This is a genomic window from Isoptericola sp. Y541 (assembly GCF_059445465.1).
In genome coordinates this window covers 286,454-301,072 of record NZ_JCAIUJ010000003.1, presented here as the reverse complement: position 1 = coordinate 301,072, position 14,619 = coordinate 286,454, and the positions used below count along the sequence as shown (strand labels likewise).

Annotated in this window: 15 protein-coding genes; 8 read left to right on the top strand and 7 right to left on the bottom strand. The window is 73.5% G+C overall.

The genetic code is table 11. The features are described 5' to 3' along the window. Positions 1–72: 72 nt before the first annotated feature. Together AC1C2V_RS09825 and AC1C2V_RS09820 are read left to right on the top strand one after the other, a co-directional pair. On the top strand, positions 73–621 hold the full coding sequence (locus AC1C2V_RS09825) for an adenine phosphoribosyltransferase (protein WP_495389503.1): 549 nt from the start codon (positions 73–75) through the stop codon (positions 619–621). Between the two features lie 53 nt (positions 622–674). After that, positions 675–3,044, top strand: a complete 2,370-nt coding sequence (locus tag AC1C2V_RS09820; RefSeq protein ID WP_495389410.1) for a RelA/SpoT family protein — start codon at positions 675–677, stop codon at positions 3,042–3,044. 81 nt (positions 3,045–3,125) lie between these two features. Here AC1C2V_RS09820 and AC1C2V_RS09815 read toward each other — a convergent pair whose 3' ends face one another. Next, complete coding sequence (locus AC1C2V_RS09815; RefSeq protein WP_495389409.1) at positions 3,126–3,269, bottom strand: hypothetical protein; 144 nt, start codon at positions 3,267–3,269, stop codon at positions 3,126–3,128. On the opposite strand from AC1C2V_RS09815, the gene AC1C2V_RS09810 reads away from it, so the two are divergent. Both AC1C2V_RS09810 and AC1C2V_RS09805 read left to right on the top strand, forming a co-directional pair. Further along, positions 3,268–4,434 (top strand): ATP-dependent DNA ligase, encoded by a 1,167-nt coding sequence (locus tag AC1C2V_RS09810; RefSeq protein ID WP_495389408.1) that lies wholly within the window; start codon positions 3,268–3,270, stop codon positions 4,432–4,434. The genes AC1C2V_RS09815 and AC1C2V_RS09810 overlap by 2 nt on opposite strands. 92 nt (positions 4,435–4,526) lie before the next feature. Next, positions 4,527–5,057, top strand: coding sequence for a dihydrofolate reductase family protein (locus tag AC1C2V_RS09805; RefSeq protein WP_495389407.1), 531 nt, complete (start codon positions 4,527–4,529; stop codon positions 5,055–5,057). Positions 5,058–5,209: 152 nt separating this feature from the next. On the opposite strand, the gene AC1C2V_RS09800 is transcribed toward AC1C2V_RS09805, so the two are convergent. The 4 genes from AC1C2V_RS09800 to AC1C2V_RS09785 all read right to left on the bottom strand — a co-directional run bounded on the left by AC1C2V_RS09800 (position 5,210) and on the right by AC1C2V_RS09785 (position 9,478). Continuing rightward, on the bottom strand, positions 5,210–6,298 hold the full coding sequence (locus AC1C2V_RS09800; protein WP_495389406.1) for a DNA polymerase domain-containing protein: 1,089 nt from the start codon (positions 6,296–6,298) through the stop codon (positions 5,210–5,212). A gap of 10 nt (positions 6,299–6,308) precedes the next feature. Then, on the bottom strand, positions 6,309–6,917 hold the full coding sequence (locus AC1C2V_RS09795; RefSeq protein ID WP_495389405.1) for a hypothetical protein: 609 nt from the start codon (positions 6,915–6,917) through the stop codon (positions 6,309–6,311). Positions 6,918–7,058: 141 nt separating this feature from the next. Further along, positions 7,059–8,711: a DUF349 domain-containing protein gene (locus AC1C2V_RS09790; protein ID WP_495389404.1), complete on the bottom strand. Its 1,653-nt coding sequence runs from the start codon at positions 8,709–8,711 to the stop codon at positions 7,059–7,061. Continuing rightward, a complete protein-coding gene (locus tag AC1C2V_RS09785) occupies positions 8,708–9,478 on the bottom strand; it encodes a peptidylprolyl isomerase (RefSeq protein WP_495389403.1) in 771 nt (256 codons plus the stop codon). The genes AC1C2V_RS09790 and AC1C2V_RS09785 overlap by 4 nt, the downstream gene beginning before the upstream one ends. A 141-nt stretch (positions 9,479–9,619) precedes the next feature. Here AC1C2V_RS09785 and AC1C2V_RS09780 point away from each other — a divergent pair, with 141 nt between their 5' ends. Both AC1C2V_RS09780 and hisS read left to right on the top strand, forming a co-directional pair. After that, complete coding sequence (locus AC1C2V_RS09780) at positions 9,620–10,345, top strand: MBL fold metallo-hydrolase (RefSeq protein ID WP_495389402.1); 726 nt, start codon at positions 9,620–9,622, stop codon at positions 10,343–10,345. A 55-nt stretch (positions 10,346–10,400) separates the two neighbouring features. Continuing rightward, positions 10,401–11,810: a histidine--tRNA ligase gene (hisS, locus tag AC1C2V_RS09775; protein WP_495389401.1), complete on the top strand. Its 1,410-nt coding sequence runs from the start codon at positions 10,401–10,403 to the stop codon at positions 11,808–11,810. Between the two features lie 13 nt (positions 11,811–11,823). Here the strand turns inward: hisS and AC1C2V_RS09770 are convergent, their stop codons facing one another. Then, positions 11,824–12,204 carry a VOC family protein gene (locus tag AC1C2V_RS09770; RefSeq protein ID WP_495389400.1) on the bottom strand — a complete coding sequence of 127 codons (381 nt, stop codon included), beginning with the start codon at positions 12,202–12,204 and terminating at the stop codon, positions 11,824–11,826. Between the two features lie 193 nt (positions 12,205–12,397). Between AC1C2V_RS09770 and AC1C2V_RS09765 the strand changes: the two genes are divergently transcribed. Both AC1C2V_RS09765 and AC1C2V_RS09760 read left to right on the top strand, forming a co-directional pair. Next, on the top strand, positions 12,398–13,012 hold the full coding sequence (locus AC1C2V_RS09765; protein WP_495389399.1) for a hypothetical protein: 615 nt from the start codon (positions 12,398–12,400) through the stop codon (positions 13,010–13,012). A 54-nt stretch (positions 13,013–13,066) separates the two neighbouring features. After that, positions 13,067–14,215, top strand: coding sequence for an Rv2578c family radical SAM protein (locus tag AC1C2V_RS09760; protein WP_495389398.1), 1,149 nt, complete (start codon positions 13,067–13,069; stop codon positions 14,213–14,215). A gap of 39 nt (positions 14,216–14,254) precedes the next feature. On the opposite strand, the gene AC1C2V_RS09755 is transcribed toward AC1C2V_RS09760, so the two are convergent. After that, positions 14,255–14,614: a DoxX family protein gene (locus tag AC1C2V_RS09755; protein WP_495389397.1), complete on the bottom strand. Its 360-nt coding sequence runs from the start codon at positions 14,612–14,614 to the stop codon at positions 14,255–14,257. Positions 14,615–14,619: the final 5 nt, after the last annotated feature.

Genomic DNA, 14,619 nt, shown 5'->3' with positions numbered 1-14,619 from the left:
GGGGTGGGCGACACGACAGGGCCCGGCCCCGCACCGCAGGGCGGCGCAGCCGACGACATCGTCCTCGACGGACTGCGCGGCCTGGGCGCGGGGCGGGCCGCCGAGATCCGGCAGCTGATCCGCGACGTGCCCGACTACCCGCACCCGCCCGTCGTCTTCCGGGACATCACGCCCCTGCTCGCCGACGGCCGCGCCCTGGCCGACGTCGTGGAGGCGTTCGCCCGGCTGGTCGACGCCGACGGCGGGGTGGACGTCGTCGCCGGCATGGAGGCGCGCGGGTTCCTGTTCGGCGCCCCGCTCGCGACGCGCCTTGGCGTGGGATTCCTGCCGCTGCGCAAGGCGGGCAAGCTGCCGCCGCCCGTCGAGACGGTCTCCTACGAGCTGGAGTACGGCTCGGCCGCGATCGAGCTGCGCACGGGAACACTCAAGGCGGGTGCGCGTGTTCTTCTTGTCGACGACGTGCTCGCGACGGGCGGCACGGCGCGCGCGGCAGCGGAGCTGGTGGAGCGTTCCGGGGGCCAGGTGGTCGCCCTCGCGTTCCTGCTCGAGCTCGCCGGCCTGGGCGGACGCGACCGGCTGCCAGGCCGTACGGTCGAGGCCCTGCTGCGCGTGGAGTCGTAGACTTGCCGTCCCGGCCGACGGGAACACCGCGGTGGTTGCGGAAGGAGGCGCAGATGAGCGACGAGACCAAAGTCGTGCGCGCCGCCACGCCGCAGGGCCCTGCGACCCCCACGCCCCCCGGCCGAGGTCAGGGCTCGGGGCAGCGCGTGCGCAATCGGCTGGTGCGGCTCGGCGTCCGCGGCGCCCCGCCGACGACCCCGGCGCTGGAGCCGGTGCTTCAGGCCGTGCGCACCAATCACCCGAAGTCCGACCTGTCGGTCCTCGAGCGCGCGTACGCGACGGCCGAGCGGTGTCACCGGGGCCAGGAGCGCAAGTCCGGCGACCCGTACATCACACACCCCGTCGCGGTGGCGACCATCCTGGCGGAGCTGGGCTTCGACGGCCCGACCCTCGCGGCCGCACTGCTGCACGACACGGTCGAGGACACTGACTACGGGCTCGACGAGCTGACCCGTGAGTACGGCGAGGAGATCGCCATGCTCGTGGACGGCGTCACCAAGCTCGACAAGGTGACGTATGGCGACGCGGCCCAGGCCGAGACGGTCCGCAAGATGGTCGTCGCGATGGCCAAGGACATCCGCGTGCTGGTGATCAAGCTCGCGGACCGCCTGCACAACGCCCGGACCTGGAAGTACGTCTCGGGCTCGTCGGCGCAGCGCAAGGCGCGCGAGACGCTCGAGATCTACGCGCCGCTCGCGCACCGCCTGGGCATGAACACGATCAAGTGGGAGCTGGAGGACCTGTCCTTCCAGACCCTCTACCCCAAGGTGTACGACGAGATCGTGCACCTGGTGGCGGAGCGCGCCCCGGCGCGCGAGGAGTACCTGTCGGTGGTGCGCGAGCAGATCTCCGCCGACCTGCGCAGCGCGAAGATCAAGGCCACCGTCACCGGCCGGCCCAAGCACTACTACTCGATCTACCAGAAGATGATCGTGCGCGGCCACGACTTCGCGGAGATCTACGACCTGGTGGGCACGCGCGTCCTGGTGGACACGGTGCGGGACTGCTACGCGGTGCTCGGTGCGCTGCACGCGCGCTGGAACCCGGTCCCGGGCCGGTTCAAGGACTACATCGCGATGCCGAAGTTCAACATGTACCAGTCGCTGCACACGACGGTCGTGGGCCCGGGCGGCAAGCCCGTCGAGATCCAGATCCGCACGCACGACATGCACCGCCGCGCGGAGTACGGCGTCGCGGCGCACTGGAAGTACAAGGAGGTGGCGCGCGCGGACAAGGCCGCCGCGACGGACGACCCGCGGGCCAACGACATGGCCTGGCTGCGCCAGCTGGTGGACTGGCAGCGCGAGACGGCGGACCCGAGCGAGTTCCTCGACTCCCTGCGCTACGAGATCGGCGGCGCGGAGGTGTACGTCTTCACGCCGAAGGGCGAGGTGATGGCGCTGCCCGCCGGCGCGACGCCGGTCGACTTCGCGTACTCGGTGCACACCGAGGTGGGTCACCGCACCATGGGCGCGCGGGTGAACGGCCGCCTGGTGCCGCTGGACTCGACCCTCCAGAACGGCGACACCGTCGACATCCTCACGTCGAAGGCGGAGTCCGCCGGCCCGTCGCGGGACTGGCTCGCGTTCGTGAAGTCCGCGCGCGCCCGCAACAAGATCCGGCAGTGGTTCACCAAGGAGCGGCGCGAGGAGGCGATCGAGCAGGGCAAGGACGCCATCACGAAGGCGATGCGCAAGCAGAACCTGCCGATCCAGCGGCTGCTCAGCCACGAGACGCTCGTCGGGCTGGCGAACGACATGCGGTACGCCGACGTCTCGGCCCTCTATGCGGCGGTGGGCGAGGGCCACGTCTCGGCGCCGCACGTCGTCGACATGCTGGTGAAGTCGCTCGGGGGCGAGGAGGGCACCGAGGAGGACACCGCCGAGATGGCGAGTCCCGGGCGCGCGTCGCGTCGCGGCCGCACCGGCGACCCGGGCGTGGTCGTCAAGGGCGTCGACGACATCTGGGTGAAGCTCGCCAAGTGCTGCACCCCGGTGCCGGGCGACGAGATCGTCGGCTTCGTGACCCGCGGCGCGGGCGTGAGCGTGCACCGCTCCGACTGCGCCAACGCCGATCAGCTGAAGCAGGCCCAGCCGGAGCGCATGGTGGACGTGAGCTGGACCAACGGCGCCAACACGATGTTCCTCGTGCAGATCCAGGTCGAGGCGCTCGACCGCTCCCGGCTGCTGTCCGACGTCACGCGCGTGCTCTCGGACTACCACGTGAACATCCTGTCGGCGACGGTCTCGACCTCGACGGACCGGATCGCGATCTCGAAGTTCGTCTTCGAGATGGCGGAGCCAGGGCACCTGCAGCAGGTGCTCGCCGCGGTGCGGAAGGTGGACGGCGTGTTCGACGTCTACCGCATCACGGGGACGAAGGCCGCAGAGGTGCACCAGGCGCAGGAGGCTCCCGGCGCCTGAGCGCGTCAACGCGCGCCTGCTCGCGTGGCGCGACTCGGTGCGCTGGGGCGGCCCGGTGCGCCGCCGCCTCACGATCGTCAGCTACTCCGGCTGGCGCTCGGGGCGGGCGTTCGCCATCCCCGTGGGGTCCGTCGCCGCGGGCGCGTCCTGCTGACCCGCGACCCCCGGAGCGGGTCGCCCGCCGAGGAGGTGCCGGCGCGGCACGCGGAGTAGGTTCGCCAGCATGACGCTGCCGCTCGAGCCGCCGGTGCTGCCCATGCTTGCCAAGTCCGTGCCCGGCGTCCCCGACCAGCCGGACGACGGGGCCGGCTGGGTGTACGAGCCCAAGTGGGACGGCTTCCGCGCGCTGGTGTTCCGGGACGGCGACGACGTGCGCATCGACTCCCGCAACGCGCGGCCCATGCAGCGGTACTTCCCGGACGTCGTCGAGGCCGTGCGCGCGGCTCTCCCGGACCGGTGCGTCATCGACGGCGAGATCGTCGTCGCCCGCCCCGGCGAGGGCGCCGGGGCCGCCCACCTGGACTTCGATGCGCTGGGCCAGCGCATCCACCCGGCCGAGTCGCGGGTGCGGCTGCTGGCCTCCGAGACCCCCGCGAGCCTCGTCGTGTTCGACGTCCTCGCGCTGGGCGACGACGACCTGTCTGCCCGGCCGCTGCGCGAGCGCCTCGCCGCGCTCGACGGGCTCGGCCTCGACGGGCCGCAGGTGCACGCGACCCCGCGTACCGAGGACGCCGACGTGGCGCGGGAATGGTTCGCCGCCTTCGAGGGGGCCGGGCTGGACGGCGTGGTCGCCAAGCGGCTCGACGACCCCTACCAGCCGAACAAGCGCGCGCTGCTGAAGATCAAGCACGCCCGAACCGCGGACGTCGTTCTCGCCGGCTATCGGCTGCACAAGACGTCGACGCCCGACTACCCCCTGATCGGCTCGCTCCTGCTCGGCCTGTACGACGCTGAAGGAACCTCGGGCGACGCCGGCCGCCTGCAGTTCGTCGGGGTGTCGGCCTCGTTCCCGGCGGCCAGGCGGGCCGCGCTGCACGCCGAGCTCGCCCCGCTCGTCGTCGAGCCCGGTACGCCGGCCGCCGCCGATCATCCGTGGGCGGACTGGCAGGACCCGGCGGTCGCCGACGGGAGCGCGGGGGAGCGGCGCCCGGGGGCGCAGTCGCGGTGGAGCGCCGGGAAGGACCTGTCGTTCACTCCGCTGCGCGTCGAGCGCGTGCTCGAGGTCGGGTACGACCACATGGAGGGCTCCCGCTTCCGGCACACCGCGCAATTCAAGCGCTGGCGGCCGGACCGCGACCCGGCGTCGTGCACCTACGCCCAGCTCGAGGAGCCCGTCGGCTACGACCTGGCGGGCCTGCTGCCGGGAGCGCCGGGTACGGCCGCTGGTTGAGCCTGACGACGCAAGCTCAACCGGCGGAGGGAGCGATGAGTCGGAGCGCCCGGCGGGGTCAAGGGGTCATGGGAACACTGAGATATGGATTGATGAGTTGTTCGCTCGACGGCTACGTCGCCGACGGCGACGGCGGGTTCGACTGGGGGGCTCCGAGCGACGACGTGCACGCCTTCATCAACGACCGCGTCCGCGACGTGCGGACGTTCGTCGTGGGGCGGCGCATGTTCGAGACCATGCGCGTGTGGGACACCTGGCCGCCCGGGCAGAGCGAGGTCGCGGACGAGTTCGCCGAGATCTGGCGCGGCATCGACAAGGTCGTGTGCTCCGACAGCCTCGAGGACGTCGACGCGCCGCGCACCACGCTCGAGCCCCGGCTCACGACGGGGCGGCTCGTCGAGATCGTGGCGGCGACCGAAGGCGTCGTGGAGGTCTCCGGGCCGACGACGGCGGCCGGGGCGCTGCGGGCCGGGTTGTTCGACGAGATGACCGTGCGCGTCGTGCCCCACGTGGTGGGGGATGGGTTGCGGCTGCTGCCGGACGGGATGCGGGCCGACCTCACGCGCGCGGAGTGCGTGCCGCTCGACGACGGATCGGTCTTTCTGCGCTACGTGCAGGCCTGAGCGTTGTGGGCGCGAGACACGCCGATGTCGGGCGAACGATCACGGCGTGTCTCGCGCCCACAACGNCCAGTCGAAGCCTCACTTTTTGGGACCGCGAAACCCGCGGGGGGAGGGAAAACGCCACTGTTTTCTCCCATGCCCACAACGGCCGGTCAGGTGCGCTTGCGGTCCTTGTCCCGGCTGGGCTGCACGCGCTTGGGCTCGCCCGGCTGCTTGGGATACTCCGGGGGGTAGGGCAGGTCGCCCAGGCCATGCTCCTCCTCGTCGCGCCGGGCGAGGTCGAGCGCGGCGTCCAGGGAGCAGTCGAGCTCCGGGTCGCGGTCCGCGCGCAGCGCCGCGAAGAGGTCGCCGCGCTCGGCGAAGCGGACCGGCACGGTGGTGACGTCGAAGTCGTCCGGGTGGACGTCGCTCACCTCGTCCCACTCGAGCGGGGTCGAGACTGTGGCGCGCTTGTTCGGGCGCACCGAGTACGCCGACGCGATGGTCCGGTCGCGGGCCATCTGGTTGTAGTCGACGAAGATCTTCTCGCCGCGCTCCTCCTTCCACCACCTCGTGGTGACCTGCTCCGGGAGGCGGCGCTCCAGCTCGCGGCCGACCGCGATGGTGGCGCGACGCGCCTGCTGGAAGGACCATCGCGGGGCCAGGGGCACGAAGACGTGCAGGCCGCGCCCGCCGGACGTCTTCGGGTACCCGGTAAGGCCCAGCTCGACGAGCAGGTCCCGCAGGTGCGGCGCCACCGCCGCGGCGTCGTCGAACGACGTGCCCGGCTGCGGGTCGAGGTCGATGCGCAGCTGGTCGACGGCCTCGACGTCGTCGCGGCGCACCGGCCAGGGGTGGAAGGTGATCGTGCCGAGATTGACCGCCCACGCGACGACGGCGAGCTCGGTGGGCGCCACCTCGTCGGCGGTACGCCCACTGGGGAAGGCGATGGTGGCGGTCTCGACGTAGTCGGGCGCGCCCTTGGGGATGCGCTTCTGATAGAAGGCGTCCCCCCGGTTGTCGGCGCGGGTGGCCATCACGGCCCCCTCGAAGACCCCCTTGGGCCACCGTTCGAGGGTGGTCGGCCGGTGCAGCAACGCGCCGAGGACGCCGTCACCGACGGAAAGGAAGTACTCGACGAGCTCGCGCTTGGTGACCCCGGCTCGCCCGGGCTGCTCGGGGAAGACCACGCGGTCGGGGCTGGTGACGCGCACGGAGCGGCCGGCGGCGTCGAGCTCGACGGCGGGAGCGGCGGAGGCCATGCGCCTCAACCTAGGGCAGCACGGCCCGGGCCGCACGCACTGACGGAGCCGGCACGGCGCGCGCCTCGGCGAGCACGCGCCGGGCGCGGGGGCGCCCGACGACCCGTGCCCGGCGCTCGAGCAGGCGCCCGGCGTCGTCCAGGTCGACCGCGCAGGCGTCGGAGAGGATGCGCACGAGGCGAACCGCTTCCTGGGGCGCGACGTGCAGGGCGACGTCGACCACGGTCCGCAGCGGGGTGGTCACCCGTACCGGGCCGACCTGCTCCGTGTCGCCGTGCAGCAACGGCGCCTGCCACACGAGCCCGGCGCCCCACACCTCCGGACGGTGGCCGCCGGCCGGGTAGGTGACGTCCAGGCGGTCGGCCGACTCCGCGGAGACGTGCCTGCCGGTGTGGACCCAGGCGGCCGTGCGCCCGGCGACGACGCCGCCCGTGGGCAGCTCCGGCTCGAGCAGGGCGGCCCGCAGGGCGGGCGTGACGACCGTGGCGGCGGGAACGGCGGCGCCGCCCCGCAGCACCTGCAGCGCGCCGTCGCGCACCAGCACGTCCCAGGCGGCACGGCCGCCGACGTCCGCCGGGCGCACGAGCCTCCCCGCGCCCGGCGTCGGGGCGGCGAGCATGTGGCCGAGTCGACGCGGTCGTGCGGCGACGGTCGGCGGGTCGGCCGGCTGGGACGGGACAAAGGTAGGGCCCACGCCCGGAAACGTATCCGGTCGTGGGCCCCTGGCGCGGCCGCCTGTGGACGGCGACCCGCGCGGACGTCAGCCGCGAGTCTCCTCCGCGGCGCGGACGACCTGCTCGAGCCAGGCACGCCGCGCGGCGAGCGCCGTCTCCGCCTCCTCCACGCGCCGGGCGTCGCCGGACTCCTGGGCCGCGACGAGGTCCTGCTCGAGGCCCTCGATCGCCGCCTCGAGCTGGGCCGCCGCGCCCTCGGCCCGGGCCCTGGTCTCCGGGTTGGTGCGGTCCCAGCGGGCCTGGTCGGCGTCGCGGATCGCCGACTCGACGGCCCGCATCCGGCCCTCGATGCGCTGCACGTCGCCGCGGGGCACCTTGCCGGCCTCCTCCCAGCGCTCCTGGAGGGTCCGCAGCGCGGCCTTGGCGGCCGCGAGGTCGGAGACCGGCAGCAGCGCCTCGACCTCGACGAGCAGCGCCTCCTTGACCTCGAGGTTCTGCCCGTACTCGGCGTCGATCGCGGCGTTCTCGGCGTCCCGCGCACCGAAGAACGTGTCCTGTGCGGCGCGGAACCGGGCCCACAGCGCGTCGTCGTCCTTGCGGCTCGCCCGCCCGGCCGCCTTCCAGCGCGTCATGAGGTCGCGGTAAGCGGCCGCGGTGGCGCCCCAGTCGGTGTGGTGCTGCAGGGCCTCCGCCTCCGCGACCAGGTTCTCCTTCTCGGACTTGGCGGTGGTGTTGCGCTGCTCGAGGTCGGCGAAGAAGTGCCGGCGCTCCCGGTCGAAGGCGGTGCGGGCGTGGCTGAAGCGCTTCCAGAGCGACTCCTCCGTCGGCCGGTCGATGCGCGGGCCGTTGCGCTGCGCCTCCTTCCAGCTGTCCAGGAGGCCGCGCAGCTCCTCGCCGGCGGGCCGCCACTGCATCTTCGAGGGCTCCGTCTCGGAGATCTTCTCGGCCGCCTCGACGATGGCGGTGCGGGCGGCCACCGCCTCGGACTTGGCGGCGGCGCGCTCCTGCTCCAGGGCCGCGCGGCGTGCGGCGGCGCGGGCCTGCAGCCCGTCCACCCGGACACGCAGCGCATCCAGGTCGCCGACGGCGGCCGGCTCGCCGGTCTCCTCCGCGAGCTTCGTGAGCGTCTGGTCGATCTCGCGGACCGACAGGTCGGCGCTGTCCAGACGCGTCTCGAAGAGTGCCACCTTGGCATCCAGGTCGAGATAGCGGCGCACGTACAGGCTCATCGCCTCGGACGCGGACACGCCGGGGAACTGGCCGACCGACCGCTCGCCGGCCGCCTCGCGCACGTAGACGGTGCCGTCCTCGTCCACCCGGCCGAACGCCTCCGCCGCGGCGGCCAGCGCCGCGTCGTGCGCGGGCGGGGCGACCGGGGCGGGGGCGGTGTCCGCTGGCGAGGCCGCAGCGGCCGCCGGCGTCGGGCGCCGCAGCGCGGACGGCTTGGGCGCAGGTGCGGGCTTCGGGATGGCGGACGGCTTCGGCGCAGCGGGAGCCGGGGCGGGGCTCGGCGCCGTCGGCTCGTCGGGCGTGGGCTCCGGCGCTGCGTCGGCCGGGGTCGCCTCGGTGGGCGTGGGCTCCGGCGTCGCCTCGGCGGCGGTTGCGTCGTCCTGCGGCGCTGCGGGTTCGGGCGTTGCCGCCTCGTCCTGCGTCGGCTGGGGGGGAGTCTCGGCCGTCTCCTGCTCGGTGCCGGCCGGAGTCTCCTCGGGGCCGGTCGAGCCGGGGGTGTTTTCGCTCACTTGGTCTCAACTCCTTCGATGATGACGGGGTTCACGGGCGGACCGTCTCCGGTTCCGCTCGTCTCACCCGCGTCAGCGACTGCCTGGACGGCGTCCAGGCCGGACGTGACGGTGCCGAGCACCGTGTACCCGCCCGCGGCGTCGGACGGGATGGTCGAATCCTGGTACACGATGAAGAACTGCGAGCCCATCGACTCGCCTTCGCCGCCGACGCGCGCCATGGCGATCGTGCCCTTCGGGTACACGTCGTCGGCGGGCGCGTTCTCGATCGGACCGTAGGAGTAGCCCGGGCTGCCTGAGCCGGTGCCCGTGGGGTCGCCGCACTGCAGCACGGAGATGCCGGAGGTCGTGAGGCGGTGGCACGACGTGCCGTCGTAGTACCCCTGGTCCGTGAGCGAGACGAAGCTGGCGACGGCCTGCGGGGCAGCGGCGCCGTCGAGCTCCAGCACGACCTGCGACTCCTCGCCCCCCGCGCACACGTCGAGCGTCGCGGTCCAGGCGCGGTCCTCGGCGACCGACGGGTCGGGGAGGTCGCCGCCGGAGCGGGTCGCCGTGGCCGCCTCCGGGCAGCCACCCGCCGCCGCGGACTGGCCGGCCGCGTTCCCGAGGTTCGCGACCACGAGACCGCCGCCGACCAGGGCGAGCACGGCGAAGATCGCCACGATCGCCCAGGTCCGCTGTCTCCGGGCGCGCGCCTGCACCCGCCGCTTCTCCCACTCCGCCTGCCGCTTGCGGGCGTTCTCACGCTCGCGCTTGGTGGCCGCCACCCTGGGGGCACCTCCTCGGTCGTCCCGGTCACCGCACGGGAACAACCGCGCGCGGAGCACAGTCTAGGCGGCGGGGCGCAGGTCACACCCTCGGTGCCGTCCGGGGGTGCGGACCGTGCCCTGCCCGCTAGCGTGGCCGCCGTGCAGATCCACCTCGTCGTCGCCCCCGTCTTCGCCACCAACTGCTGCGTCGTCGTGGCCGGCGACTCGCCGGACTGCGTGATCGTCGACGCCGGCGCGGGTACGGCCGAGGGCGTCACCGCCCTGGTCGCGGAGCACGGCCTGACGCCCCGCGCCGTCGTCGCCACCCACGGCCATGTGGACCACACGTGGGACGCGGCGATGCTCTGCGAGCGCTTCGGCGTGCCGATGCGCATCCACCCGGCCGACGCCTACCGGCTCGCCGACCCGTTCGGGACCCTCGGGCTCCACCAGTCGGCCGACCCTGCGGCCCCCGGCGTCAGCGGCGCCCTCGCGCAGGCGCTCGCGGCCACGGGCCGCCGCGTCGCGGACTATCGGGCGCCCGCCGCCGTCGAGCCCCTCGCGGCCCTGGACGACGACGAGGACGACGACGCGGACGGCGACGCCGAGCTCGTCGCGGGTGCGGTCCACCTGCGGGCCCTGCACGCCCCGGGGCACACCGAGGGCTCGACGCTCCTCGTCGCGGGCGACGTCCTCCTGGCCGGCGACGTGCTGTTCGCGGGCGGGGTCGGGCGCACCGACCTGCCGGGCGGCGACCCGGCGGCCATGGCGCGCACGCTGCGCGACGTCGTCGGCCGCCTCGACCCGGCGCTCGCCGTCGTGCCCGGGCACGGGCCCACGACCACCGTGGGCCGGGAGCTCGCGACCAACCCGTACCTGCGCTGAAAGGGTTCCCGGGCGTGTTCACCGGCGAGGACCGACGTCTGGGAAGATGTGCACCATGGCACGCCCCACCCCCCTCTCCGGCTTCCCCGAATGGCTCCCCGACGGTCGCGTCGTGGAGCAGCACGTCCTGGAGGTGCTGCGCCGCACCTTCGAGCTGCACGGGTTCGCCGGCATCGAGACCCGGGCGGTCGAGCCGCTCGACCAGCTGCTGCGCAAGGGTGAGACCTCCAAGGAGGTCTACGTGCTGCGGAGGCTGCAGGAGGACGCCGCGGCGGGCGACTCGCCGGGCGACCGGTCCGAGAAGCAGCTGGGCCTGCACTTCGACCTCACCGTCCCGTTCGCGCGCTACGTGCTGGAGAACGCCGGCCGGCTCGCGTTCCCGTTCAAGCGCTACCAGATCCAGAAGGTGTGGCGCGGCGAGCGCCCCCAGGACGGCCGCTTCCGCGAGTTCGTGCAGGCCGACATCGACGTCGTCGGCGCGGGCGAGCTGCCCTACCACTACGAGGTCGAGCTGCCGCTGGTGATGGCGGAGGCCCTGGGGGCCCTGCGCGACGTCGGCGTGCCCGAGGTCCGCATCCTGGTGAACAACCGCAAGGTCGCCGAGGGCTTCTACCGCGGGCTCGGGCTGGAGGACGTCGAGGGCGTGCTGCGCCAGGTCGACAAGCTCGACAAGGTCGGCCCGGACGCGGTCGCGGAGCTGCTGCGGGCCGAGCAGGGAGCCACGCCCGAGCAGGCGAAGGCCTGCCTCGAGCTGGCGGCGATCTCCGGCGCGGACGTGACCGTGATCGACCGCGTCCGGGCGCTCGCGGCCTCCTACGACGCCGGCACGGACCTGCTGGAGACCGGCCTGGGCGAGCTCGCCGCGCTGGTCGAGGCGGCGGCACGTCGCGCGCCAGGCGTCGTCGTGGCCGACCTGAAGATCGCGCGCGGGCTCGACTACTACACGGGTTCGGTCTACGAGACGGTGCTGGTGGGGCACGAGCAGCTCGGGTCGATCTGCTCGGGCGGCCGGTACGACACGCTCGCGTCCGACAGCAAGAACACCTACCCGGGCGTGGGCCTCTCGATCGGCGTCTCGCGGCTCGTGTCCCGGCTGCTGTCCGCTGGGCTCGTCACCGCGACGCGCGGTGTGCCCACGGCCGTTCTGGTGGCGGTGAGCGACGAGGAGCACCGCGCGCAGTCCGACGCGGTGGCCGGCGCGCTTCGCGGCCGCGGCATCGCGGCGGACGTCGCCCCCACGGCGGCCAAGTTCGGTAAGCAGATCAAGTTCGCCGACCGCCGCGGCATCCCGTTCGTGTGGTTCCCGGTCCAGCCGGGGGACGACGGCGCCGTCGTCCCCCCCGACGTGCTGGCCGGTGAGGTGAAGGACATCCGGTCCGGCGAGCAGGTGGACGCCGACGCCGCCACCTGGGAGCCCCCGGCCGCCGACCTGGTCCCGCGCGTCGTCCCGGCATCGGGGGAGTGACGCGCGGGGCGGGTCACGCCTGGATCAGCGCGACGACGTTGTGTGCTGGGTCGCGGAACCAGCCGATCGTCGGACCCTGGCGCGGGTCGTCGCTGCGCACCACCCCGTCGGCGTCCTGCGCGAACCCGGGGTAGCGCACCAGGTCGACGCCCACCCCGTGCAGGTCGGCCGCCGCCGCGGCGACGTCCGGCACGACGAGGTTGAGCACGGTGTGGCTCGCCGGCTCGTGCGCGTCGCCCTTGGGGTAGACGAAGACGGCCGACCCGTCGACGCCGAGCTCGAGCCCCATCGGGGTGCGCTCGACCGGGAGGCCTACGGTGTCGCGGTAGAACGCCTCGGCGGCGTCGAGGTCGTCGACGGAGAAGCTGCTGAACGCACGCTGCACGGTGATCACGGGGGTCTCCTTCGTTCGGCCGACGGCCCGCGGAGTACCGGGCCCAGGGGGTGGACGGCCGAGGGGCGCGGAACTGATCGGAGGGCTCCAGGAGGGGGTTATCCCCCGAACACCCTGACGCATCCCTGAATCTGCCCCTGATTTGCCCCATGAGCAGGCCGTATTGGGCCTTCAGGGGCGCTACGGTGACGCCGTGAGTATCTACGTCGTCCTGTCCCGCAGCAGCACCGTCCTGTCCCGGACGATCCGTCTGGCGACGCGGGACGAGTTCACCCACTCGGCGCTGGCCCTCGACGCGGACCTGGAGCTGATGTTCAGCTTCGGTCGTCGCCGCGCGTCGAACCCGTTCGTCGGGTGCTTCAAGCGGGAACGGCTGGACGACGACCTGTATCGCGGGATGGACCGGCTGCCGGGAGTGGTGCTGGAGGTGCCGGTGACGCCCGAGCAGCGCGACGCGGTGGGCGCCCGCGTGACGGAGTTCGTCCTCGACAGCCACACCTACGCGTACAACTCGTCGGGGATGTTGACCGGCCTGCTCGGGCGCGGCTCGGAGGACGACCGACGGTTCTTCTGCTCCGAGTTCGTCTACCACGTGCTGCGCGACGCGGGCGTGTGCGACCTCGGGATCCCGCGCTGGAAGGTGCGCCCGCAGACGCTCCTGCAGGTGCCGGGGAGCGTCGCGTACCGGGGCGACCTCAAGCGCTACCGGGCGTCGGCCCGCGCCGCGGCCCCGGTTCCCGCCCTCATGCTCCAGGGCTCGGGCGGGCTGTTCGCGGTGCCCGAGCCGAGGATGCCGGTCTCCTCCTGAGCCGCGAGCCGCCCGGACGTTGACGCGCGATCGAACGCATGTTCGAATGTCCGGGTGAGATGGGACGGGCAGGCGATCGCGGCCGACGACGGTGCGCTGCCGGGACTGGAGCGATCCGGCCTGGCGCGGCTCGGGCTCGTGCGCAGCGTGAAGACGCCCGAGTTCGCGGACGTCACCTTTCACGAGGTCATGTCCAAGAGCGCGCTGACCAAGGTGCCCGCAGCGTCGCGCATGCCCTTCGGGTGGACGGTCAACCCGTACCGGGGATGCAGCCATGCATGCCGGTACTGCTTCGCCCGGCCCACGCACGAGTACCTGGACCTCGACGCGGGCAAGGACTTCGACTCCCAGGTCGTGGTGAAGGTGAACGTCGACACCGTGCTGCGCGCGGAGCTCGCGAAGCCGTCGTGGCGGCGCGAGCCGGTGGCGCTGGGGACCAACACCGACCCGTACCAGCGGGCCGAGGGGCGCTACCGCCTCATGCCCGGCATCATCGGGGCGCTCGCGGACTCGGGCACGCCGTTCTCGATCCTCACCAAGGGCACGCTGCTGCGCCGGGACCTGCCGCTGATCGCGGAGGCCGCGCAACGGGTGGAGGTGGGGATCGGTGTCTCGCTCGCGTTCGCGGACGAGGAGCTGCAGCAATCGGTGGAGCCCGGCACGCCGACGCCGCGCGCCCGGCTCGACCTGGTCCGTGCGGTGCGGGCCGCGGGGCTGCCGTGCGGCGTCATGGTGGCCCCCGTACTGCCGTGGCTGACGGACTCCCGGGACCACCTGCGGCGGCTGCTCGACGCGATCGCCGACGCGGGGGCGACCGGGGTCACCGTGGTGCCGCTGCACCTCAAGCCCGGCACCCGCGAGTGGTACCTGCAGTGGCTGGAGCAGGAGCACCCGCACGCGGTCGCGGGGTACGGGCGGGTGTTTGCCCGCGGCACGTACGCGCTCGAGGCCTACCGGCAGTGGCTGTGGGACCGGGTGGAGCCGCTGCTCGACGAGCATGGCTTCGGCTCGTCGGGCCATCGCGCCCGGTCCGGCGCGACCGGACGCTTCCACGGCGAGCTGCGGCCGCACGACGAGGGCGACTACCCGGCCGGGTCGATCGTCGAGCCCCGAGACGGGGCCGGCGGGGCGCTCGCGGGCATGCCCGTCGACGGCGGAGGGCTCGAGGTCGCCGGGTCCGACGCCGAGTCCGTGCTGTTCTGAGGCTGTTCCGAGACTGTCCTGAGGCGCCGCCGGCCGGTGTCAGCGGACGAATGAGAACCAGAGCACGAAGACGCAGATGAGGAACATGCCCGTCGCGTTGAGGAAGAAGTTCCGGCCGAAGTCCCGGGCGCGCACGTGGAAGGTGAGCGCGACGACGAAGTAGGCGACCAGCGCGGCGGATGTCACCGCCCCGAGCACGGGCACCCAGATCCCGGCGACGAGGCCGACTGCCGCGGCGGCCTTGACCCACGGCGTCACCCACCACCAGCGCTCGGGGAAGTTCACGTCGCGGAAGCACTGCGCGATGAACGCCACGGGCCGCACGCACAGCGCCGCGTCGACGGCGGTGATCAGCGCGAGGACGACGACGGGCCACATGGGATCCGGGAGCCAGAGCATGCCGT

What these genes read in the sequence shown, in the direction of transcription:
- AC1C2V_RS09820 (WP_495389410.1), top strand. Translation starts at nt 675, where the DNA reads ATGAGCGACGAGACCAAAGTCGTGCGCGCCGCCACGCCGCAGGGCCCT.
- AC1C2V_RS09795 (WP_495389405.1), bottom strand. Translation starts at nt 6,917, where the DNA reads ATGCTCGCCGCCCCGACGCCGGGCGCGGGGAGGCTCGTGCGCCCGGCG.
- AC1C2V_RS09810 (WP_495389408.1), top strand. Translation starts at nt 3,268, where the DNA reads ATGACGCTGCCGCTCGAGCCGCCGGTGCTGCCCATGCTTGCCAAGTCC.
- AC1C2V_RS09800 (WP_495389406.1), bottom strand. Translation starts at nt 6,298, where the DNA reads ATGGCCTCCGCCGCTCCCGCCGTCGAGCTCGACGCCGCCGGCCGCTCC.
- AC1C2V_RS09815 (WP_495389409.1), bottom strand. Translation starts at nt 3,269, where the DNA reads ATGCTGGCGAACCTACTCCGCGTGCCGCGCCGGCACCTCCTCGGCGGG.
- AC1C2V_RS09805 (WP_495389407.1), top strand. Translation starts at nt 4,527, where the DNA reads ATGAGTTGTTCGCTCGACGGCTACGTCGCCGACGGCGACGGCGGGTTC.
- AC1C2V_RS09755 (WP_495389397.1), bottom strand. Translation starts at nt 14,614, where the DNA reads ATGCTCTGGCTCCCGGATCCCATGTGGCCCGTCGTCGTCCTCGCGCTG.
- hisS (WP_495389401.1), top strand. Translation starts at nt 10,401, where the DNA reads ATGGCACGCCCCACCCCCCTCTCCGGCTTCCCCGAATGGCTCCCCGAC.